This window comes from Desulfovibrio sp., assembly GCF_041907885.1.
Lineage (GTDB): Bacteria > Desulfobacterota > Desulfovibrionia > Desulfovibrionales > Desulfovibrionaceae > Desulfovibrio.
The window spans coordinates 21,183-44,053 of record NZ_JAYRGM010000001.1 but is presented as its reverse complement, the minus strand read 5'-3'; the positions used below and the strand labels follow the sequence as shown (position 1 = coordinate 44,053).

The window sequence follows — 22,871 nt, the reverse complement described above, 5'->3', positions numbered from 1 at the left end:
CAGACTGGGTTGTGGATTAGGGGCTGTTTCTAGCTAAAAGATTTTGCGCCGAGGACAAGGAAAACAGTGTTTTTTACGACAGGAGTGGACTCTTCTGTCCATGACTGGAGTAAAAAATACTGGATGACGCAGGGATCGGCCAAAAGAACTAGTTAGAGACAGCCCCTAGCCCTGCTGCTGCGCCCAGCCATCGCGAACCTTGGCGGCCCAGGCAGAAAAGGCTTCGGCCATGGCATCGGCGGGCAGCTCGCCCTTTTCGCCGCTACGGCGGTCCTTGCATTCCACAATGCCCTTGGCCAGGCCCTTGCCGCCCACAACGAGCTGCATGGGAATACCCAGCAAATCAGCATCCTTGAACTTGACGCCGGGGCGTTCTTCGCGGTCGTCCATCAGCACGTCCACACCCATATCCTTGAGCATGGTGTATATCTGCTCGACCTTGGCGTTGACCTCGTCATTACGCGGGTCAAGATTCAGCAGAATGCAGTCGTAGGGAGCCATGGGCGGCGGAAACACAATGCCGTGCTCGTCGTTGTTCTGCTCGATGGCGGCAGCCGCCACACGCGAAACACCGATGCCGTAGCAGCCCATGATCATGATCTGTTCCTTGCCGTTTTCGTCAAGGAAGGCAGCGTGCATGGCGTCGCTGTACTTGCGGCCCAGCATGAACACGTGGCCCACTTCAATGCCGCGCGTAAGCTCGATGCGGCCACCGCAGCGGGGGCATTTGTCTTCAGGGGTGATGGCGCGCAGATCGGCCCACGCGGCCACCTTGGCATCACGGTTAAGGTCAACGTGAACCAGATGGGCATCGGCGGCATTGGCGCCCACCACGTAATCCGTGCCCGCCTGAAGCTCGGCATCGGCGTAGACAGGGATTTCGAGCCCCACCGGCCCGGCAAAGCCCACGGGAGCCTTGGTAATTTCCTGCACGGCAGCGGCATCGGCCATCACCACATCCTGCGCGTTCAGCAGGTTCTTGAGCTTGATGTCGTTCACTTCGCGGTCACCGCGCACCAGCACGGCCACGGCCTTGCCATCCGCCTTGAAGAGCATGGTCTTGACCACTGTGGAAGCGGCCACGCCAAGCAGGGCGGCAACTTCTTCCACCGTATGGGCGTTGGGGGTGGCTACCTTTTCTGCCGGGGCGCAGGCCTGGGTGCAGGGCTGGCCGTTCCAGGCAACCTCGGCACGCTCCACGTTGGCCGCGTACTCGCAGCTGTGGCAGAAGGCAATGGTGTCTTCGCCCGTGTCGGCCAGCACCATGAATTCGTGCGAAAAATTGCCGCCGATGGAGCCGGAATCGGCCTCCACAGGGCGAAACTTGAGGCCGAGGCGCTGAAAAATACGCTTGTAGGCCGCGTGGCAGGCCCAGTAGTTCTGCTGCGAACCTTCTTCGGTAGCGTCAAAGGAATAGCCGTCCTGCATGATGAATTCGCGCCCACGCATAAGGCCGAACCGGGGGCGGATTTCGTCGCGGAACTTGGTCTGTATCTGGTACAGGCGCACGGGCAGCTGGCGGTACGAGCGCACCTCGCCGCGCACGAGGTCGGTGATGACTTCTTCGTGCGTGGGGCCAAGGCAGTATTCGCGCTCGTTGCGGTCGCGGAAGCGCAGCAGTTCCTTGCCGTAGTGTTCCCACCGGCCAGATTCCTTCCACAGGTCGGCGGGCTGCACCATGGGCATGAGCAGTTCTTCAAACTTGGCTACGGCCATTTCTTCGCGCACGACGCGGCTTATTTTTTCAATCACCCGCAAGCCCAGCGGCAGATAGGTGTACATGCCCGAAGTAAGCCTGCGCACCATACCGGCGCGCAGCAAAAGCTTGTGGCTGATCACTTCGGCATCGGCCGGGGATTCCTTGAGGGTGGGAATATAGCAGTTGCTGAAACGCATTACTGTGATTCCTTTTCGTTGAGCAGTTGTTGCAGTTCTTCCATAAAAGCCGCCAGCAGGGCTTCCTGCCCTTTGACCGAGCGGATGACCTCGCCCTTGCGAAATATGATGCCCTTGTCGCGCCCGCCAGCAACGCCCAGATCGGCCTCGCGGGCCTCGCCGGGGCCGTTGACCACGCAACCCATGACAGCCACCTTGATGTCGGCCTTGGAGGTCGCCAGGCGGTCTTCTACTGCGCGGGCCAGCGAAAACAGGTCAATCTCCGTGCGCCCGCACGTGGGGCACGATATGATTTCCGGCCCGCGAGAGCGCAGACCAAGAGCACGCAAAATCTCCCACGCCACGGTCACTTCTTCCGCCGGGTCGGCGGTGAGCGAAACGCGCAGGGTGTCGCCAATGCCCTCGTGCAGCAAAATACCCAGCCCCACAGCAGATTTGACCGTGCCGCGCATGAGGCCCCCGGCCTCGGTTACGCCAATGTGCAGGGGGTAATCGCATACCTCTGCAAGCTTGCGGTACGAGGCAATGGTATCGAGCACCGATGAAGACTTGAGCGAAATTTTTGTGTCGTAAAATCCACGGGCCTCAAGCATGCGCACGTGGCCCAACGCGCTTTCAACCAGCGCCTCTGGGCAGGGGCCGCCATACTGCTGGAGCAGGCGTTTTTCGACCGAGCCGGAATTGACCCCAACGCGGATAACCGCCCCGTGAGCCTTGGCGGCATCCACCACGCGGTCCACGTGTTCCCTTGGGCCAATGTTGCCGGGGTTGATGCGCAGGCCCTCAAGGCCAGCCTCCAGCGAGGCCACGGCAAGACGGTAGTCAAAATGGATATCCGCAATAAGCGGCAGGCGCGTGCCAGCGCGGATGGCGGGCAGGGCCGCAACCGCCGCCTCGTCGGGCACGGCCACGCGCACGGCCTCGCAGCCGCGTGCTTCAAGCCGCTCTATCTGGGCCAGTGTGGCCGCAGCATCGCGGGTGTCTGTATTGGTCATGCTCTGCACCACCACGGGTGCGCCGCCGCCAATGGAAAGCCCGCCCAGACTGATGGCGCGGGTTGTGCGCTTGTGCATGCTTGCCTCTCAAAAACATCATCTACCCACGGCCAAAAGCCGCAGTGTGCCGTAAACGAATCTTGTATGCTATTTCCCCCTTCAAGCCAAGTGCGCCCGGCACGGCAGGGCTGCGGCGCAGGCCCCAGAACTGGTCTGGGAAATTTTTTTTCTCACCCCGCAAGCGGAAAATATTACAGACAAATATTCTGGAACGTGTCTTGCAAAGTTTTTTGAAAAGGGCTGCGTGCAGACGTTTTTTCCCCCTGCACTCAAGTTTGCGGCCATGCTGACGATAAGTATCCATAAAGAGCGGCCCTCATTTGCGGGCTGTTGCTGGCATAGGCGGCAACAGCACCGGCTGGCCGCACACAATGGCCGCACCGCACGGGCAGCTTTTAGAACACCACCGGGGTTTATATGCATATCATGCCGCGTCTACTTATATTTTGCGCACTGCTGCTGCCGCTGTTTGCCGGTTGTGGCAAGAGCGGCCCTTCTGCCCTTTCGCCCGGCTATACCGACGCCGTCGAGTTCAAGCTCAAAAGCCGCGAACTGGCCGAGCAGATGCTGGCCACCATGCCCAACGACGCCATTCAGGGCTTTGTGGCCATGCCCACGGCCTTTGTGAACCAGAACAATACCTCGCAAAGCTCACCCATGGGCAGGCTTATGGCCGAATCGCTGTTTTACGAATTCAACCAGCGGGGTTTTCCCACGCGGGAATACAGGCTCAACGGGGCCATCAACGTGCAGGGCGGGCGCGACGACCTTGCCCTGGCCGCCAACCAGATGGTTTCGACCAACGGACAAAAATGGGCGGCCCTGGTTGTGGGAACCTACTATGTGGACAAGGACGCAACCTTTATCAACGCGCGCCTTGTGCGCGCGAGCGATGGCCTTGTGATGCGCACGGGCCAGCTTGTGCTGGTCAACACGCCCATTGTGCAGCGCATGGCCCAGGCCGACGCACCGCCGCCACCGGTCAAAACCGCAGAAAACAGCTCAAACGCCAGACCGGCCCCCACTTCGCTCTATACGCCTGCCAGCAGCATCAGCAGCGGCACGCTTGTAATCAAACAACGCCGGTAATGCCGGAACTGCCATGAAAAAATCGTTGAACAGCATTTGCGCACTGTATTTTGCGGCCTTCATCGCCCTGCCGCTTGCGGCGCTGCCAGCCACAGTTCAGGCTGACAGCATGTCGTCCTACAGCAATCAGCCGGGCGACGCCCAGGCCCGCCGCGAGGCAAAGGAAAGGGCCAACTATCTTTCTGAAGCCAACGAGCACAGCCTGGCCTATCTTGGTCAGGCCCGCCAGTTTCGCGAGCAGGGGCGCTATGAACTAGCGCGGCAGCGCTACCTTCAGGCCCTCTCCATCTGTGCCGACGACCAGACCCTTTCTGTCATCAAAAGGGAACTCAACGGTATTGAACTGCTTTTGCGCACCATGCGCTGAGGATTGCCATGAACCGCTTTTTTATTACCATGCTTGTGCTTGCGGCCCTGCTTTTTCCGCTCACTGCGGCGGCAGCCGGTAACGTGCCCAGGGCAGCCGTAAGCATTGCCAAACAGCTGGATGAACAGATCATGATGCGCTTTGCCGGCGACAGCCCCGACATGAGCCGTAAAGACCGCGAGGCCCTTGCCCGCGCGCGCATCATGATAATGGGCACTACCCCGGTGAACATCAATAATCTGGACGAAGCCTCGCCTCTGGCCCGCCAGATGACAGAAGAGATCAGCCGCTGGCTCATCAACGAGGGCTACCGCTTTCAGGAACTGCGCAAAGGGCGCGACATTCGCTTTGACAAGCTGAAGGGCGAATTTATTCTCACGCGCGATGTGCGCCAGCTTTCGAGCTCAAGCGGCACAAGCCAGGCGGTGCTGGCGGGCACGTACATTGCCACGGGCGAGCAGGTGCGCTTCAGCATCCGGCTTATCCACACCTCAAGCAACGAGGTGCTGGCCATGGCCACGGCCACTGTGCCCATTACTGACGATCTGCGGCCTCTGGTGCGCGAACCACGCCCCGGCGATGGCCTGGCCCCCTCTGTGAGCACGCGCCTTCAGTAGCCTTCTTGCCTCATACGAGCTTTGCGTCTATAACATGCCCGCGCCTGTCTGCAATGACGGCGCGGGTTGCCTTTGAGGCAGCGCCGTTTCCCCAGATTCCGTCTTGCCCGCAAGGGCAAACCGTAGCTGATTCCTGAACCCAGGCCGCTGATTGCATCGGCGGCCAAACCCGCGCGGGCACGCCGCCCACTGCGGGCTATACGCCTTTTTGCGTACCGCAAGGAGACAACATGTCGCTCAGTATTGGTATTGTGGGCCTGCCCAATGTAGGCAAATCCACCCTGTTCAACGCCCTCACCAAGGCCCAGAATGCTCAGGCCGCCAACTATCCCTTCTGCACCATCGAGCCCAACAAGGCCACCGTGGCAGTGCCGGACAAAAGGGTGGACGCCCTGACCGCCAAGGCAAAACCCAAAAAAACCATCAATGCCAGCGTTGATTTTATCGACATCGCCGGGCTTGTGCGCGGGGCCAGCAAGGGCGAAGGGCTGGGCAACCAGTTTTTGGGCAATATCCGCGAATGCGCGGCCATTGTGCATGTGGTGCGCTGCTTTGAGGACGAAAACATCACCCACGTGGACGGCGGCGTTGACCCCCTGCGCGACGTGGACACCATTGAAACCGAACTGCTGCTGGCCGACCTGCAAAGCGTTGAAAAACGCCTGGACAAGCTGCTGAAGCTTGGCAAGTTTGACAAAATCGCCAAGGCCGCCGCAGACATCATGCAGACCCTGCTGGCCTATCTCAACGACGGCAAGCCCGCCCGTGGCTTTGACCTGCCCGACAACGACCTGTTTTTGACCACATGGCGCGAGCTTGGGCTGCTCACGGCCAAGCCCGTGATCTACTGCGCCAACGTGGACGAAGCCGCCGTGGCCGATGGCAACAATTTTTCTGCCACGCTTGAGGCCTTTGCGCAGGAACGTCAGTCGGGCTTTGCCCGCATTTGCGCCAAGCTTGAGGAAGAACTGCAAGGTCTGCCCGATGAGGAACAGGCCGAACTGCTGGCCTCTTACGGCATTGATGAAAGCGGCCTTGTGCGCATCATCCACACCGGCTATGCCACGCTTGGCCTGTACAGCTATTTTACCGCCGGGCCGGACGAAGTGCGCGCCTGGACAATCCACAAGGGCTGGAAGGCCCCGCAGGCCGCTGGTGTTATCCACACCGACTTTGAGCGCGGTTTTATCCGGGCCGAAGTCATTTCATACGATGACTACATGAGCCACGAAAACGAGGCCGCCTGCCGCGCCGCCGGCGTACTGCGCGTGGAAGGCAAGGAATACGTGGTCAACGACGGCGACGTCATGCACTTTTTGTTCAACGTGTAGGCTTTTGCCGCAGATTCAAAGCCAAAAGGCTCTGTTCCCGCAGGAACAGAGCCTTTTTTATGAGAAAAACCGCCCGAAGCTGACGCTTGGGGCGGTTTAAACCATTTCAGATCATCTTCTGAGCTTTTTTACAAGGGACTGTTGACACTATGAGGGATTTTGTTCCCTGCCAAGGAAGGAAGACTTTTTATGCAGGGAGTGTACTCCGCCGGTACTCGACCGGAATAAAAAGACTTCCTGACGCAGGCAGGGGGCAAAAGAACCATAGTGTTAACAGGCCCTAATCGGCGCGGCGGCCAATGCAGAAGTAAGCAAAACCACGCTGCGCCATAAAGCTGGGCGAGTACAGGTTGCGGCCGTCAAACAGCAGGGGGGCTGTCAGCAGGCTTTTGATCTTGTCAAAGTCGGGATTGCGGAACTGGTTCCATTCCGTAACCACCAAAAGCCCCTGGGCGCCTTCGCAAGCGCTGTACTGGCTGTCCACAATTTCCACCAGCGGGTTGTCCTTGAAAATCTGGCGGGCGTTGTCGGCGGCAACGGGGTCAAAGGCGCGAACCATCATGCCCGCTTCCGTGAGCTCGTTGACTATGCTGATGGCAGCGGCTTCGCGCATGTCGTCGGTATTGGCCTTGAAGGCCAACCCCCACAGCGCAAGGGTTTTACCCTTTACGCCGCCCTGGGGAGCAAAGTATTCCTTGATGCGGCCAGCCATGTGTTTTTTCTGGCGGGCATTGACGTCTTCCACGGCGTTGAGCAGCTTGGGCTCCACGCCAGCCTTTTCGGCAGTGTGGATCAGCGCCTTGACGTCCTTGGGAAAGCACGATCCACCATAGCCCACGCCGGGGTAGATGAACTGGTAGCCAATACGCGTGTCGGAACCAATGCCGGTACGCACGTCACGCACATCGGCCCCCACCTTTTCGCAGATGGTGGCGATTTCGTTGATAAACGAAATCTTGGTCGCCAGCATGCAGTTGGCCGCGTACTTGGTCATTTCTGCGCTGCGCACGCCCATGACAATGATTTTGTCGCGGGTGCGCGCAAAGGGCGAATACAGCTCGCGCATCAGGGCAGCGGCGCGTTCCGAATCCGTACCAAGCACAACGCGGTCGGGCTTCATGAAGTCGGAGATGGCGTCGCCTTCCTTGAGAAATTCGGGGTTGGAAACCACGTCTACCTTGTAGGAAACGCCACGGGCGGCCAGCTCCTTGTCGATAAGGGCGCGCACTTCGTCGGCCGTGCCCACCGGCACAGTGGATTTGTCAACAACCACAAGGTCTTTTTGCATGTGGCGGCCAATTTCGCCCGCCACCTGACGCACGTAGCTCAGATCGCAGGAACCGTCGGGCTGGGGCGGCGTGCCCACGCAGATAAAGGCGCAGTCGGCATTGGCAATGCCTTCTTCCAGGCGGGTGGTAAAGGTAAGGCGACCATCGGCGCGGCTGTGACGCACCATGGGCTCAAGCCCAGGCTCGAAAATATGCACGGAACCGGCGTTGAGCTTTTCGACAACTGCGGGATTAACATCCACGCAGGTCACGGTATTGCCCATTTCAGCAAAGCAGGCGGCACTTACCAGGCCAACATAACCTGTTCCGATAATGCACAACTTCATAACAAAATTTCTCCGTTCGCTCCCACGGCCAACGCCTTGACGTTTCGGCGGGGAACGGGTCAGAATAGTTTAGGTGGAATGCGAACCAATACGCTAATTTCTTTTAATGGGCAACAGCCCAACTTGCAGTGCGCAGCGCCCGCACTGCGCCTGGTGGACAACTGTATGATCATTGGCCTGGGTACGGACATTACGGAACTTGCACGCATAAAAGCCAGTTATGACAGGTTTGGCGAACGCTTATTGCAAAAAATCCTCACTGAAGAGGAGCAAAAAAACCTGCCGGAGAGTCCCATTGCCTACATTGCAGGTCGGTTTGCCGCCAAAGAGGCAGCCGTCAAGGCGCTTGGCACGGGCTTCAGCAACGGGCTTGGCCTGCTGGATGTGGAAGTGCTGCGCGGCCCGGCGGGGCAACCACTGTTGTACTTGCACGGCCCTGCCCGCCAGCGTGCCGAGGCATTGGGCATGCGCGCGGCCCATGTTTCCATAAGCCATGACCGCAGCGCCGCCGTGGCGGTTGTAGTGTTGGAGTCATAGCCATGCCAAGGCTTTTTCATGATCTTTTTCCGCCCCTGCCCCTGCCGGAAGAAATGCGCCGGTGGGATGCAGAGGCCATTGCCCTTGGCCTGCCCGAAGAACTGCTGATGGAAAATGCCGCCCGCACGGCGCTGGATGTGTTGCGCGTGTACCGGCCAGAGCTGGCCGGGCTGCGCATCTGGCTGCTCATGGGCGGCGGCAATAACGGCGGCGACGCGGCCTGCCTTGCGCGGCATCTGTTGGATGCGGGCGCGGAACCGCTGGTGCTGCACACGCGCCCCCTCTCGGCCTGCAAGGGCGCCAGCGGCAGGCATGTGCGCGTGGCGCGGGCTGCGGGGGTAAAATTTGAACGTTGCCGCCCCGCTGTCTTCCACGGGGGGGCACTGCCCCACATTATTATTGATGGCCTGCTGGGTACGGGTTTTTGCGGCTCGCTGCGCCCCGATGCCCTAGAGCTTGTGCGCACGGTCAATGCCCTGCCCAACCAGCCCTTTGTGCTGGCGCTCGATGTTCCCTCCGGCCTCGATGGCCGCACCGGCCTTGCCATGCCAGAGGCCATACGGGCCAGTGCCACGGTGAGCTTTGCTGCTGCAAAACCCGGCCTGGTGCTGCCCCACGCGCACGCATGGACAGGCGCGCTGCATGTGCGCGCCATTGGCATACCGCTGGCAGCCCAGCGCAAGGCCCCATGCTCTTTCTATGCCCTTGATGGCCGCAGTCTTGAGCCTCTAGCCCACATTCTGCCCGATGGCTTCAAAAATTCCTATGGCCATGTGCTGGTGCTGGGGGGCGCTCCCGGCCTTGGCGGCGCAGCCCACCTTGCAGCCCGCGCCGCCCTGCGTGCCGGAGCAGGCCTTGTTACGGCTGCCGCACCTGGGGCGGGCATGGCAGATATCAAAAACAGCTGGCCCGAAATCATGACCCTGCCGCTGGGCGCTACAGAGCGCCGGTGGCCCGCTGCCCTGCCTGCGGAGCTGGTGGAGCTGCTTGAGCGCTGCGCCGCACTGGTGGTCGGCCCCGGCATGGGCCGGGGAGCTGACGCGGCAGACTTTATCGAGGCCCTGCTGCGCCAGCCCCACAGACCGCCTACGGTTTTTGACGCCGATGCGCTGGTGCTGCTGGCAGGGCGGCAAGACCTGCTTGACCGCATAGCCGAGCACGATGTTCTCACCCCGCACCCCGGTGAGGCTGCTGCCCTGCTGGGCTGCTCTGCCGCAGAAATTCAGGCAGACCGGCAAGAATCGCTGGCCCGCCTGTGCGGCCTGTGCCGGGGCGTTGTTGTGCTCAAGGGAGCGGCAAGCCTTGTGGGGCAGGCGCAATCGCCCACACTGCTGTGCCCCTATGATGTTCCGCAACTTGCCGTGGGCGGCTCTGGCGATGTACTGGCGGGCTGCACCGGCGGCCTGCTTGCCCGCATGCTGCCCGCCATGGCGCAAGCGTTTGCTACGGCGCAACAAAACAGCACTACCGCAACAGATATTTCGCAGCCAGTACGTTTGCAGCCAGCACACACACTGGCTGGTCAGGCCGTGGCCCTGCACGCGCTGGCGGGCAAAAGCCTTGCGGATATCTGGCCGCTCAGGGGCAACACGCCCTCCGACGTGGCCGATGCCCTGCCCCGCACGCTGAGCGCCTACGCGGCTGCCCCGGCGCAGGCCGCGCCCCGAATTCATACCCGTGACCGCAAGGATGATATTTTGCCATGGCCCAGATAACCCTTCACGATCTTTCTGAAACCGAACGCTTTGGCCGTCTGCTGGCCCAGGCGGTAAGCAGTTGCGGCGTTGCGGCCCTGTTGTTGCGCGGCCCCCTCGGCAGCGGCAAAACCACGCTCACCAGGGCGCTGGTAGAGGCTCTGCCCGGCGGCGATCAGGCAGAGGTGGCCAGCCCCTCGTTTACGCTGTGCAACTACTACCCCACAACCCCGCCGGTCATGCACTGCGACCTGTACCGCAGCCCCGGCAGCCTGCCCGATGAAATTGCCGAGGGCCTCGACAGACCTGAAATTTTTTCCATTCTGGAGTGGTCAGAATATCTGCCTGAGGCAGAAATGCCGCAAGATTATCTGGACATATCCCTGCAACCGTGCGAAGAAAGTCGCCTACTGACGCTGCAAGCCCACGGCCCCGTTGCCGACGGGCTTTTGCGCCACCTGCGCCAATTCTGGCCTGTGGACAGCTCTGCCCACGGTTAAGACGGGCGCGGGCTGACCTGTTGTACCCATCAAGGATTGAGGACAATGGATACAGGCATGAAAATTTTGGTCCAGAAATTTGGCGGCACTTCCGTTGCCAAGCTGGAGTGCATGAAGCAGGTGCGTGAGAAAGTGCTGGCAGGCCTTGCCCAGGGGTATAAGGTCATTGCGGTGCTTTCGGCGCGGGCTGGCGACACCAACAAGCTGCTTGCCCTGGCCGATGAATGGTCTTCTACGCCTGACCGCGCAGAAGTCGATTCCCTCGTTTCCACTGGCGAACAGGTTTCCATCAGCCTGTTCACCATGCTGCTGAAAGATGCGGGCATTCGCGCCCGTTCGCTGCTCGGCTGGCAGATTCCCATTACCACAGACAACGACTTTGGTCGTGCGCGCATTCGTTCTATCGACAGCAACTCTCTGCACAAGTACCTCAAGGATTACGATGTCCTTGTGGTTGCCGGCTTTCAGGGTTGCACCGAAGACGGACGCATCACCACCCTTGGCCGTGGCGGCTCGGACACCTCTGCGGTGGCCCTGGCTGCGGCGTTGGGCTCTGTGGAATGCGACATTTATACCGACGTTGACGGCGTCTACACCACCGACCCCAACATCTGCTCCACGGCCCGCAAGATGGACCGTGTTGCCTATGAAGAAATGCTTGAAATGGCAAGCATGGGGGCCAAGGTACTGCACATACGCTCTGTAGAATTTGCCAAAAAATACAAGGTTCCCGTGCGCGTGCGCTCTACGTTCAGCAATGATCCCGGCACGCTTGTCACCCAGGAGGACTCCACCATGGAAGCCGTACTCGTTTCCGGCATTGCCTATGACAAAGACCAGGCCCGCGTGACCCTGCGCGACCTTCCCGACGTGCCGGGCACGGCTGCGGCGGTTTTTGGCCCCCTTTCCGAAAAAGGCATTCTGGTCGACATGATCGTGCAGAATACCAGCCAGGACGGCCACACCGACATGACCTTCACCGTCTCGCGCAAGGAGCTTAAGCAGACCCTTGAGATGATGGAAGAAGTCGCCCAGAAAACCGGCGCGCGCGAAGTGCTGCACGACGTGAGCGTGGCCAAGGTTTCTGCCATCGGCGTGGGCATGCGCAACCACTCTGGTGTTGCCGCGCGTGCTTTTGCCGCGCTGACCCAGGAAGGCATCAATATTCTCATGATCAGCACCTCTGAAATCAAGATCACCATTCTGATTCAGGAAAAATACGTTGAACTTGCCGTGCGCATTCTGCACGACACCTTCGGGCTGGACTGGGATCTGGGCTAGACCCGCACGGCTGACCGGGCCGGGGCTGCCTTTTTTCTACGGCTGCCTCCCCGCCAGCGGTATTGCTCCATAAAACAGAAAACTCCCTGCATCACTGCGGGGAGTTTTTTTGTTCTGCCACCAGAATGGCGCTTGCCCGCGTTTGCAGGCTTGATGCAAAAGCTTTGAAATCCTAGGCCAGCAGCAGTTGCCGCAAGGCGGGCACGTCGTCACACAGGCATTCCGCACCGGCTTCTTCCAGCTCGCGGCGCGAACCGTAGCCGTAGAGCACACCGGCGCAGGGCATGCCCACGGCGTGCGCGCCCAGCACATCGTACTTTCTGTCGCCCACCATCAGGCTCTGCTGCATGTCGGCAACACCGCAAAGGCCGCAGGCATGCCGCAATACAGATGATTTGCTGTTGCGCGGCCCTGTAAGCTCTGCGCCCGCCACGTGGTCAAACAGGCTGGCAATGCCAAAATGCTCCAGAATGCGCAGGGCAAAAGGCTCCGGCTTTGAGGTAGCCAGCGAAAGCACCCGGCCAGCGCCGCGCAGATCGGCCAGCAGATCGGCAATGCCTTCGTACAGGGCATTTTCAAAAATACCTGTGACCGTGTAATATTCGCGGTATTTCTGCACGGCAAGCTCTGCCTTGGCGGTATCGCCCTCAAATATCTTGCCAAACGAATCGCGCAGGGGGGGGCCGATGAAATACAGCAGATCGTCGTCGGAGCGGCTCACGTTGAAGTGCGCCAGCGCGTGCTGCACAGAGCGGATGATGCCCGTTTTTGAATCGGTGACTGTGCCGTCGAGGTCAAAAAAAAGGTATTGCTTCACAAATAAACATCCTTGACCTTGTTAGTGGCTGCGGGTTTCTGGCTTCGGGTTTCTGGCTGCGGGCGCGGCTTTTGCGGTCAATTGCCGGTAAAGGGGGTGTGCCGCCCCGTACCGTCAACACCAAACTGGCTGTCCAGGGCCTTGTTGTCGCCGGGCGAGGTGAAGTAGCCGTTCATGGTGCGCTGTGGCTTGCCCATCCCCAGCAGGGTGCTTGCGGTAACAAAGCTGTAGCCCTTGGCGCGCAGCTCTGCCACAGTTTCACGCAGCAGCCGGGCCGATCCCTTGGGAACCAGATTGGCGTGGAACAGCATAATGGAGCCGGGCCGCACCTGAGAGGCAACCAGATGGGCCTCGTGACGCGCGTGTTCGGGCTTGGTATTGTCGGCGCCAGATTCTGCCACCACGTCCCACTGCACCACCTGCATGCCCATGCTGGCTATGGCCTGCAAGGCCTGATCATTGCAACGCCCGTAAGGCAGACGAAACAGGGTTGGCACAGGCGGTATGGCAGGTTGCGGGCGGCCCTGCGCCAGGGCTTCGCTATAGGCCTGCTCGCGCAAAAGCTCATACTGCGCCTGGGTCCACAATACCTGGGCGCGCAGGCCAGTGGGGGAAAGCAGGGCAAAATTGCCGTGCGACCACGCGTGGTTGGCTATCTCAAACTGGGGCTCGCCCATGATTTGCACTACCCTGCGGGCGTGGGTGCGCATCCACTTGCCGCCCATAAAGAGCGTGGCGGGTATGCGCTCGTCACGCAAGAAACCCAGAATTTCCATATCGCAGCCCGTGGTGACCGTATCCAGCTCGCACAGGTCAAAGGTAAGGGCAACCACCTTTGTTCCGTCGGCAATGGCAACCCGGCGTATGGTTCCCACATCTGCGGCTGGCAGGGGCGCAAGCTTCGTGGCTGGTTCGCGCTGCGCGGCAGGAGCGGAATTGTTGGGCAGGGCCTTGCGGGCATCTTGCGCGTCGGGCAGCCACGAAGCAGCAGCGGGGGCGGTTTCCTGTGCGCAGGCCACTGCCTGCATGACTGCCCAAAGACACATGACTGCTGCCCACATGGCACAAATACGAGTCATGTTTGCCACGCGGCCCATGCTTGTTGATAGCAGAACCATTATTGCCTCCTGCGCCGCCGCTGCGGCTTCAGTGGTTTTATACAAAACAATAATTATTGCCAGATTGTGATAACCGGCTGCCAGCATTTTCGTAGCGGACAAGCTGGTCTATATCCTTATCGGTCACAGCTCACAAGCCAACATCAAGCGCACTTTGAATTTTATAATTGTCTGATTACATTTACCATAAATTGCATGTTGAATTTATTTTTCAAATATCGCATGATGTAAAAAATTGTTTGCCAGAGCCCTGGGCAACCACAACTCCAGGCACAGGCAGCAATCTTCAACGCAAAGGTACGCACCTCACAGGCAGGCGATCAAGACCATATGGCGCATATCAAAATACCCGTTGCAACCCTACGCCCAGGCATGTACATCGTAGACCCTGGGATTTCATGGCTAAAAGCTCCCCTGCTTTACATGCAGGAGGGCATTTTGGCGTCCAGCGATGAAATCAACGGTATCATTCTACAGGGTTTTGCAGAGGCATACTACGACCCTGACCGCTCATGCGACGAAAATGCCGCTGCTCCCACCCCAAATACACCGCTTGCCGTTGAACTGCAAAACGCCAACAGAGTTTACGAAGACGCATACGAAAACGTAAAAAATTTTCTCGAATCCGCCAGAGGCGGCGCACTTGACCTTACCTTTGCGCGCCCGCTGGTGGGTGACATCATTAAAAGCCTTTCGCACAATGTTGACGCCCTTGTTACCCTCTCGCTGCTCAAAAAGACAGACGAATACACCTATGCCCACAGCGTCAACGTAACCATTTTTGCTGTGGCTTTTGCCAGTTTTTTGGGTATGCCCGTTGACCGCCTGCACAGCGTTGGCCTGGCCGGGCTGCTGCACGATTATGGCAAGGCGCTGATTCCTCACGATATTCTTACGGCTCCCCGCTCGCTGACTTTTCAGGAAGTTGAAACCATGCGCGGCCATGTGCAGCTGGGTGTTGAAAAGATTCGGCAGTTCTCTAGTGTTGACAGCGAAACCATTGATGGTATCGAGCAGCACCACGAAAAACACAATGGCACGGGCTACCCCTACCGGCTCTCTGGCAAGCAGATTGGCGTTATCGGGCGCATTCTTTCGCTCAGCGACGTGTACGACGCGCTTTCTTCCAAGCGTGTCTACAAGGGTGCGCTGCCGCCCAACAAGGCCCTCGGCATGATGTACAAGATGCGTGGGCAGGCCTGGGCGCCGGGCTATGTTGAACGCTTCATCAAGATGGTGGGCATTTTTCCTGTGGGTACAGCCGTGGAACTTTCCAACGACCACCGGGGCATTGTGTGCCGCTCCAACACCAATTTTCCGGCCCAGCCCTGCGTTCTTGTGGCGCAAGACCCGGATGGCCGCTCCATTCAACCGCAGTTTGTCGATCTCACCCGCTATATCGGCCTGCGCATTACGCGGTCGCTTTCTGTTGCGGAATCTGCGGAATTTGACATTCCGGCCCTGCTGGGCGGCCCGGCCTAAGCTGGCAACCGCAATACTGCCCCGGTATGTCTGTTGCCGCTGTTGCAGAAAAATCTGGCCCCGCCCCGCTGCTTTTTGTGCGTGAGGGCTTGCACCGCACACCCCATTGGCGCTATACAAGCTGCCAGCAAATAAACCGTACTGTTCCTGCATGGTTACCGCACCGGCCAGAAGCTGTCACTCTTGCCGCATGCTATCCCCATGCTGTTATCATGCCCAGTTGCCTTCACGGCCTTAAGGATTGTTTCATGCGCAGACTTGATGTTTTGGTCAACGCCCTCAGCGAACTGACTGGCCGCGACAAAGAAGCCGTAGCCCAGACCTTTGAAGCCATCATTGCCGCCAACCCCGACAAGAGCAAGGACATGCTGGCCGAGCTTTCATTCAACGAGGCATCAGCCCTGTACGAAAAACTCATCAAGGACGGCCCCGATGTTCTGGCCCGCCTGGTGAGCCGGGTTAGCGACTGAAAAAAACCGCCCCAGGCCACGGCCAGAGGCGGTTGCATTCTTTAAAAGCAAGGCTGGGAAAAAAACCAGGGACACCATTGCCGCGTCCCCTGCCCGTGCAGTCGCGCAGACACGCTCGCGGGCGGGCAATGCCTACCAGCAGGCCTGCGGAGCCAGTGTTTCTATAAGCTTCCACTGCGCGGCAAAGGCTTTTTGCGAACTGCGCGATTCTGCATAGCAACGCGCCTCGCGCTTCATGCCAAGCAGCATGTGGGCATCGCTTGCCAGAGCCAGCATGGCCGAGGCATAGGCCTCTGCTGTTTCCTGCCTTACCACAATCCCGCTCTTGCCGGGAACAACGTTCTCTCGCGGCCCGCCCTGCCCGCTCACCACCACCGCCAGACCGGCAGCCTGCGCTTCCAGCACAACCTTGCCGTAGGTATCGGTTGTGGAGGGAAATACAAAGATATCGGCCTGTTCATAGGCACTTACCAGGGCCGCCCCGCTCAGGTAGCCCGTAAAGGTCACGGGCAGATCCGCCGCCTGCCTTTGCAGGTCTTCTGCCTGCGGGCCGTCGCCCACAATGTTCAGACGTGCCGTGGGTATCTGCTCAAGCACAAGCCGAAAGGCATCCACCAGGCGATGAACGCTTTTTTCGCGCGATAACCGCCCCACATACAAAAAGCGCACACCAGCGCTTTGTGTTGCATCCTGCTTTTGCCATGCAGGGGTGTAGCGCGAGGCATCCACCCCGCGCGGGTACAGACGGATTTTTTCTTCCGGCAGGCCGTGGGCGATGAGCTCCTTCATGGTTGCCGCTGAAGGTGCAAAAACCACATCCATCTGGTTGTAATACCAGTATACATAGCGCCAGGTGGCTTCTTCTAGCGAGGGATCGCCAGTAAGTTCAAGAATATACTGGGGAAAGGCCGTGTGGTAGGTGGCGTGGATGGGCAGTTTGAGCATCTTTGCCGTCAGCAGCGCAGCCAGCCCCATGGGGCCGGGCGTGGCCGAATGCAGCAGGGTATAGCCACGCTCGTAGCAGTGCTGCACAATTTTGAGCGCCGGGGGATAGTTGAGCGACAGTTCCGGGTACTCCGGGATGGAGAAACTGCCAATGGGATCAAAGTTGACAGGGCCATGGCCGGGCTGTGCGCACGCTTCGCTGTTATCATCCCGCACGCAGGTGAGGATATCCATTTTTTTGCCCTGCTCTCTGGCCAGGGGCAGCATGGATTGCAGCGTTTTGGCCACGCCGTTTACTTCGCTGTAGGTGTCGGTAAAGTGCGCGATGGCCGCGTTTTCGCTGCTGATCTCACCGCCCCTGCCTTTTGCAACCATGCGGCGCAGGCACTGGCGCGCAAACATCTTGTCCTGAGCAAAAAGCGAATAGCCGATGCCGTAGGGAGCCAGCATGGCATAGAGCGAGCCCATGGCCCCCACCAGCTTGAATACGTTGAAAAAATTCCCCTTCAGCACATCGGCAAGAACAGAATTTGCGCACGAGAGCTGCACGCTTTCTGTCACTTCGGCCACAAAACTGGCCAACATGGCCTCGCGCTGTGGCATGTGCTGCTGCGGCAGAATCACATTAACGCTCTCGGCAGCTGCCGCCAAACCTGGCGAATCCGCAATGGCCCGGCCTGCCGCTTCCAGCATGTTTTCCTGCATGCTTTTTTCAGACCTTGCCACCCATCGGCCGCATTGCAGCAAAAATCCACCCAGTGACATGACCCGCGTTTTTATGCTGCGGCTGCGCGTATCCGGCTGCCCGGTGAGCATGTTTTCGGCAAAGCGCAACACGGTGCTGTTGTTGATGTCCTGTGCAAGCCCGGTGGTATTTTTATAAAACTGGTAGCCAATGGCGTACAGATTGTGGGCAAACCCCAGCGGCGTTGCGGGAATGACCCGGGGGGACGTTTTGCCCTCCATGACCGACCGCATGAGCGCCGCCGCTGGCGCGTAGCCTGAGCGCCCAACAAGTGCGCGCGGCACGCCCACCACCGTTGAACTTCTTGCGATATTGCATGACGAATGGTCGTCCGACCCTGCCACAAAGCTCTTGAGCCACGGCTGTGCCACATGGGTTCTGAAACCGTGCTTTTCTTCCATCCGCGAGGTGGATTCGGGGGTAAGGGCGCTCACGATCTTGCGCAGGGCCTCGTTTTGCACGTTGTTGCGGGCTCCATTGAGCTCAAATACAGAAAACAGCAGTATGAGCTGCTCCACATGATCAATGGTAAGCCGGTTGTTGGCGGCGCACAGCGGATGCGCGCAGGCGTGGGCAATGCCCTGACCCGCAAGATAGGGAACAAGCTCAAAAATATTGTGGCGCAGGCTCGATATTTCGCGGTGCTGCGCTTCTGTTATGTTCCAGGCAAGCACATGGACTTCGCACTTGTCGTCGGGAAAGAATGCCGAAATTTCCTCACTGATGAATGCCTGCGGCAGATGGGCAATTTCCAGCGCGCCGCTGATGGTGTCGTGATCGGTGATGGTTACGTAATTCATGCCTCTGGCCCTGGCGATGTCGTATATCTTGCGGGGCGGAGTATAGCTTTCGCCGCAACCAATCTTTTGCAGAATCCACTGCGAAGGGCATGTTGAATGGCAGGAATGGACGTGCAGATCAACGCAGAATGAGGCTTGAAATGGGCTGGAATCTTTAGTGCTTCCGGCAATGCTCTGAAACATACGGCTTCCTCCTGGATGTGCTGTGGGCCGTCCGCGTTTCCGCCATCATGCGCCGTCATGCGCTGCCAGCAACAAGGCCGCAGCAACGGTGTTTCCGTTGTTTGCGGCCTTGCGTAGAATGATGCGGATGCGCTGTGTATTGCATGCCCTGCACTATAGAAAATTTCCAGAGGCCCAGTGTTCTGGTCAGGTGAAGGTTATTGGGCATTTCAGCTTTGGCGCATCCGCGCTAACACAATGAAATAGCATGACTGCCCCTAGCTGAAGCCGCCAAACTGTAACAGCCAGACAATGCGGGCCGAAACCTAGCAGCATTCCTGCGCCTGCCGGGATCCAGAGCGGCAGGCGCAACGCCTTTCAAGCAGATGAAAAACCAGCCCTGCCACGGCAAAGCCGCCGCCTGCCAGCATTACACCCTGCCAGCGAAAGGCCGCCCAGGCCTGGCTTGCCACTGCCGACCCCAGTGAACCACCAAGAAAAAATACGGTCATATAGATGGTGTTAACACGCCCCCTGGCCGATTCGGAAAGACCAAGAATCAGGGACTGATTGGAAACCTGCGCAATAGACACGCCAAAATCGAGCACGATAACGCCCACCACAAGGGCAACCATGCCGTTGAAACTCATGATAACAAAGGCCGCAATGCTCGTCAGGCTGCCCAGCAGCACGCCGTAGCGCACGCCAAAACGGTCTGTCAGTCTGCCGCCAGCCTGTGCCGCCAGCACGCCCACCAACCCCACCAGACCAAATGAACCGGCAACGCTTGCCCCAAGGCCGTAGGCCGGGCTCTGCAAATACAGCGCTAGCACAGACCAGAATGCGCTGAACGCCCCAAAAACACAGGCCTGGATCAGCGCGGCATAGCGCAGCGCCCGGTAATCACGCAGCAGTTGCAGCATGGAAAGCAACAGCCTGCCATACGACATCTGCGATTTGCGCGGCAGATCGGGCAACCGCCAGGCAAGTACGCCGCTCAGCAGCACAGCAAGAGCACAGGCAAGCCAAAAGGCCTCGCGCCAGCCAAACCACTGCCCCACCGCCCCAGACACCACACGCGCAAGCAAAATACCGCACAGCACGCCGCTGAAGGCAATACCCACGGCCCAGCCACGTTGGCCTTCCTCTGCCAGATCGGCAGCCATGGGAACAACCATCTGCGTGATGGTGGCGGCCACACCCATGCCTGCCGAGGCCATCATCAGCACTGCCATGCCGGGGGCCAGCGCGGCTGCGGTGGCAGAAACCACAAGCAGCCCGCACAGGGCCATGACCAGCTTTTTTCTGTTCAGCGTGTCACACAGGGGTACCAGCAGCAACAGACCGAGGGTGTAGCCCATCTGGGTAATGGTTGCCACCAGCCCCACATGATCGCCACCTTTGAGCTCGGCGGCGATAAGCCCCAGCACGGGCTGGTTGTAATAGATGTTTGCCACGGCCAGTCCTGCGGCCAATGCCAGCAGATATATGAGTGAGGCATTGCCCTGGCGGGAGGTATTTTCGCTGTTCATGAGGCTTTCCTTCAGTTTTTCTTTTTTTCGCAGATCAGCAGCACTTGCCCTGCTCTGCTGAAAGCACCATGAACGTTGCCGTGGATAATTGGTAGACGCATGACATCAATATTGGTTATACAGGTTGCGTATGACAATATTTTCAAACCTTGCCCTGCTGCGCAGCTTTGTGAGCATTGCCGAGAGCGACAGCATCTCGGCAGCTGCACGCAATCTTGGCACAACCCAGCCCACACTCAGCCGCCAGCTGGCCCAGCTTGAGAGTGAGTGCGGTTCGGTGCTTTTGCGGCGCGACACGCACCGCATGCACCTTACGGACATGGGGGCAAAAGTTCTTGCCGACGCCCGCGCCATGCTGGCCATGGCAGAAGAATGCGAGCGCCGCCTGCGTGCCGATCAAACAACCCTTGTGGGGCATGTGCGGTTTTTTTCCACCATCGACTTTGGGCAGAGCGTGGTGAGCAAACTTCTGGCCCGTTTCATGCTGCAAAACCCCGCCATTACCGTTGACCTGATTTATTCAAACCGGCCCCTGCGCATGCTTGAAGAAGGCTGCGACGCTGGTGTGGTTGCGGGTACGGTGGCCGACGAAACTGTCATCGCCCGGCCTCTGGGCGCGATACGGCGGTATCCCGTGGCATCACCCGGCTTTCTGGCCCGCAGGCAGCCGCCCCACAAGCCGGACGATCTGGCAAGCTGGCCCTGGCTGACCCTTGGTACAGAAGTTTTTGGCGGGGCGCGCAACATTACGCTGTTTCATGAATCGGGCGAGGAGCAAACCCTGCACGTAACCCCGGTGCTTACGGCAGAAGGCGTGACCGGCCTGCGCGAGGCGGCGCTGGAGGGGCTGGGGGTTTCCCCGCTTCCGGGCTGGCTTGTAGCCGATGACCTGGCGACGGGGCGGCTTGTACGGCTTTTACCGCAGTGGCGTGCGCAGGAATTACCCGCCCATGTTGTGTACCCGGTACAAAAGGGGCTGCCCCTGCGGGTACGCGCCCTTGTTGATTTTATGAGCGAGGCGGTGCGAGAGCTTTTGGCACGCCCCTGCGTGTGCCGCAATGCTCCAACCAGCATGCAAGACACTGGCAACGGCAATAACCGCGACAAGTAAGGGAAAAGGAAGAAAAAGAAGAAGAAGAAGAAGAAAGAGCAGAAAAGAAAAATGGAAGAGTATGGAGGCAGGCACACTGCACGTCAGCAGCCACCTTATACTATAACGGCCTCAACCCGGTTGCGACCGGCATTTTTGGCCTGATACAGGGCAGCATCTGCCGCCTTGACCAGTTTGGCGGCAAGGTTGGCGGCTGGCGCGTCCTCCTGCGTTTCATGCATGGTAGCCACGCCGGCGCTGATGGTTACATAATTGCAGTCACTGCCAGTATGCGGCGTTTTGAGGTCATAAACCGCAGCGCGCAACGATTCGCAGACCTCATGCGCGCTCGAGGCATCGTATTCTGGCAGCACCACGGCAAATTCCTCGCCGCCATAGCGGTACAGCTCTCCACCCACACCCGCCAAAGATTCCTGCATGGTGCTGGCGACCTGCGTGAGGCATTCGTCCCCGGCCACATGTCCGTATTTGTCGTTATAAAATTTGAAGTAGTCGATATCTATAAGGATGACAGAAAGTTTGCCTGCTCGCCGCTTGTACAGGGCAGCCTCTCTGCGGATAATGGCATCAAAGAACCTTCTGTTGTAGGCGCCTGTAAGGTGGTCGTGTATCGACATGTACCGCAGGCGTTCGTTTGCTTCCTTGAGCTTGTATTCCAGCGACTTGCGCTCGGTAATATCAAAATATGCCAGCGAAAGGGCCGTAATCATGCTGGAGGCATTGCGCACGGGCGTGACTGAAACGGCATAATCCCTGCCCCCGATATGCACCTCATGGTCAGAAGCATGGCCGCCCGAATCCAGATTGTAAAAATCGTTCTGTAGTTTTTCTGCCAGCTCAGGGTGCAGCAACGATATGTGCGCACCGCTTGTGTCAAACAGCGATCGACCCGATAGCAGGCCATGGTGTTCGTTGGCAGAGATAAGCAGGCCGTTGCGGTCAACAACGCACATGGCAATGGGGGCTGTTGCGTAGATGGTATCAAGCTCAATGGCAGTGGAAATGCCCGCAGAATACAGCGAAATACTGGCAACAACGCGCTCTACCCCCCTGAAACCCATGAGCCCGTACCCATCATCAAACAGCGGCACGCCGCTCATCTCAAGCAGAAACAGCACACCGTCGCTCTTGCGCACGTAGTGACCAATAACATTGGCAAAAGCACGCGGCTCCCCGTACTCGTCCATAAGCGTTTCCATGGCCATCTGCTGATCGGCAACATCCATGCCGAAAAACAGCGTCTGCCCTTTAACTGTGGGCACGCCAAGAATAGCAGACTTCAGGGGAACATCGTCGCAATAACACAGGTCAGGACCGGCTACCCATTCCCAGGACTGGTGATTATTACTACGCGGCATTGCAGACTCAGGGTTTACCAAAAAGGAAAAAGAAGGTCTGATACGGCCTGTAACAGACGAAACCATGTGCAATAGTGGGGAGCATCCTTGTACAATTTTTTTTCACACAGGTACAGATGTTTTGGCGGCTCATTCCGATTATATAATTTTATATAATTTCAAGAGTTTTTTATTAATAATATAATATATCGATGGAATTTGAAAAAAAATTTCCTATCACGGTGATAGTGCCAGATATCTAGGCAATTTTTTACGCAGTGATAAAATTGACTATTTTTTATGAATTGAATTGTTGCTATGATACTTGTTTTTTACGGAATAAATGTATTGGCTGTGCAGTCAATTTATC

General features: G+C 58.6%; 19 protein-coding genes. 11 read left to right on the top strand and 8 right to left on the bottom strand.

Annotation, left to right across the window (positions count from 1 at the left end; translation table 11 throughout):
• Positions 1–165 precede the first annotated feature (165 nt).
• Positions 166–1,896: a proline--tRNA ligase gene (locus ACE3NW_RS00170; RefSeq protein WP_374279357.1), complete on the bottom strand. Its 1,731-nt coding sequence runs from the start codon at positions 1,894–1,896 to the stop codon at positions 166–168.
• A complete protein-coding gene (ispG, locus tag ACE3NW_RS00165) occupies positions 1,896–2,969 on the bottom strand; it encodes a flavodoxin-dependent (E)-4-hydroxy-3-methylbut-2-enyl-diphosphate synthase (protein ID WP_374279356.1) in 1,074 nt (357 codons plus the stop codon). Before ispG ends, ACE3NW_RS00170 begins: the two co-directional genes overlap by 1 nt.
• Before the next feature lie 408 nt (positions 2,970–3,377).
• On the opposite strand from ispG, the gene ACE3NW_RS00160 reads away from it, so the two are divergent.
• The 4 genes from ACE3NW_RS00160 to ychF all read left to right on the top strand — a co-directional run bounded on the left by ACE3NW_RS00160 (position 3,378) and on the right by ychF (position 6,355).
• Positions 3,378–4,040, top strand: a complete 663-nt coding sequence (locus ACE3NW_RS00160; protein ID WP_374279355.1) for a FlgO family outer membrane protein — start codon at positions 3,378–3,380, stop codon at positions 4,038–4,040.
• A 13-nt stretch (positions 4,041–4,053) separates the two neighbouring features.
• Entirely contained in the window at positions 4,054–4,407 is a 354-nt protein-coding gene (locus ACE3NW_RS00155) for a hypothetical protein (protein WP_374279354.1), read from the top strand.
• Between the two features lie 8 nt (positions 4,408–4,415).
• Positions 4,416–5,024: a FlgO family outer membrane protein gene (locus ACE3NW_RS00150; RefSeq protein WP_374279353.1), complete on the top strand. Its 609-nt coding sequence runs from the start codon at positions 4,416–4,418 to the stop codon at positions 5,022–5,024.
• A 230-nt stretch (positions 5,025–5,254) separates the two neighbouring features.
• Complete coding sequence (gene ychF / locus ACE3NW_RS00145) at positions 5,255–6,355, top strand: redox-regulated ATPase YchF (protein ID WP_374279352.1); 1,101 nt, start codon at positions 5,255–5,257, stop codon at positions 6,353–6,355.
• 280 nt (positions 6,356–6,635) lie between these two features.
• Here ychF and ACE3NW_RS00140 read toward each other — a convergent pair whose 3' ends face one another.
• Positions 6,636–7,970 (bottom strand): UDP-glucose/GDP-mannose dehydrogenase family protein, encoded by a 1,335-nt coding sequence (locus ACE3NW_RS00140; RefSeq protein WP_374279351.1) that lies wholly within the window; start codon positions 7,968–7,970, stop codon positions 6,636–6,638.
• Positions 7,971–8,135: 165 nt separating this feature from the next.
• Between ACE3NW_RS00140 and ACE3NW_RS00135 the strand changes: the two genes are divergently transcribed.
• The 4 genes from ACE3NW_RS00135 to ACE3NW_RS00120 are packed head-to-tail and all read left to right on the top strand — an operon-like array spanning position 8,136 to position 11,982.
• A complete protein-coding gene (locus tag ACE3NW_RS00135) occupies positions 8,136–8,507 on the top strand; it encodes a holo-[acyl-carrier-protein] synthase (RefSeq protein ID WP_374279350.1) in 372 nt (123 codons plus the stop codon).
• A 2-nt stretch (positions 8,508–8,509) separates the two neighbouring features.
• A complete protein-coding gene (locus ACE3NW_RS00130; RefSeq protein ID WP_374279349.1) occupies positions 8,510–10,222 on the top strand; it encodes an NAD(P)H-hydrate dehydratase in 1,713 nt (570 codons plus the stop codon).
• On the top strand, positions 10,210–10,701 hold the full coding sequence (gene tsaE, locus ACE3NW_RS00125; protein WP_374279348.1) for a tRNA (adenosine(37)-N6)-threonylcarbamoyltransferase complex ATPase subunit type 1 TsaE: 492 nt from the start codon (positions 10,210–10,212) through the stop codon (positions 10,699–10,701). Before ACE3NW_RS00130 ends, tsaE begins: the two co-directional genes overlap by 13 nt.
• Before the next feature lie 57 nt (positions 10,702–10,758).
• Positions 10,759–11,982, top strand: coding sequence for an aspartate kinase (locus ACE3NW_RS00120; protein ID WP_374279347.1), 1,224 nt, complete (start codon positions 10,759–10,761; stop codon positions 11,980–11,982).
• Positions 11,983–12,154: 172 nt separating this feature from the next.
• Here the strand turns inward: ACE3NW_RS00120 and ACE3NW_RS00115 are convergent, their stop codons facing one another.
• Both ACE3NW_RS00115 and ACE3NW_RS00110 read right to left on the bottom strand, forming a co-directional pair.
• Positions 12,155–12,799 carry an HAD hydrolase-like protein gene (locus ACE3NW_RS00115; RefSeq protein ID WP_374279346.1) on the bottom strand — a complete coding sequence of 215 codons (645 nt, stop codon included), beginning with the start codon at positions 12,797–12,799 and terminating at the stop codon, positions 12,155–12,157.
• A gap of 77 nt (positions 12,800–12,876) precedes the next feature.
• A complete protein-coding gene (locus ACE3NW_RS00110) occupies positions 12,877–13,917 on the bottom strand; it encodes a polysaccharide deacetylase family protein (protein WP_374279345.1) in 1,041 nt (346 codons plus the stop codon).
• A gap of 330 nt (positions 13,918–14,247) precedes the next feature.
• On the opposite strand from ACE3NW_RS00110, the gene ACE3NW_RS00105 reads away from it, so the two are divergent.
• Entirely contained in the window at positions 14,248–15,399 is a 1,152-nt protein-coding gene (locus ACE3NW_RS00105) for an HD-GYP domain-containing protein (RefSeq protein ID WP_374279344.1), read from the top strand.
• A gap of 248 nt (positions 15,400–15,647) precedes the next feature.
• Positions 15,648–15,869 (top strand): hypothetical protein, encoded by a 222-nt coding sequence (locus ACE3NW_RS00100; RefSeq protein ID WP_374279343.1) that lies wholly within the window; start codon positions 15,648–15,650, stop codon positions 15,867–15,869.
• Positions 15,870–16,001: 132 nt separating this feature from the next.
• Here ACE3NW_RS00100 and ACE3NW_RS00095 read toward each other — a convergent pair whose 3' ends face one another.
• Together ACE3NW_RS00095 and ACE3NW_RS00090 are read right to left on the bottom strand one after the other, a co-directional pair.
• Complete coding sequence (locus tag ACE3NW_RS00095; protein ID WP_374279342.1) at positions 16,002–18,542, bottom strand: glycosyltransferase; 2,541 nt, start codon at positions 18,540–18,542, stop codon at positions 16,002–16,004.
• 305 nt (positions 18,543–18,847) lie between these two features.
• Complete coding sequence (locus ACE3NW_RS00090) at positions 18,848–20,053, bottom strand: MFS transporter (RefSeq protein ID WP_374279341.1); 1,206 nt, start codon at positions 20,051–20,053, stop codon at positions 18,848–18,850.
• Between the two features lie 130 nt (positions 20,054–20,183).
• On the opposite strand from ACE3NW_RS00090, the gene ACE3NW_RS00085 reads away from it, so the two are divergent.
• Positions 20,184–21,164: a LysR family transcriptional regulator gene (locus tag ACE3NW_RS00085; protein ID WP_374279340.1), complete on the top strand. Its 981-nt coding sequence runs from the start codon at positions 20,184–20,186 to the stop codon at positions 21,162–21,164.
• 95 nt (positions 21,165–21,259) lie between these two features.
• Here the strand turns inward: ACE3NW_RS00085 and ACE3NW_RS00080 are convergent, their stop codons facing one another.
• The gene (locus ACE3NW_RS00080; RefSeq protein ID WP_374279338.1) at positions 21,260–22,522 is read right to left on the bottom strand and encodes a GGDEF domain-containing protein; all 1,263 of its coding nucleotides are present in this window, start codon (positions 22,520–22,522) and stop codon (positions 21,260–21,262) included.
• Positions 22,523–22,871 lie beyond the last annotated feature (349 nt).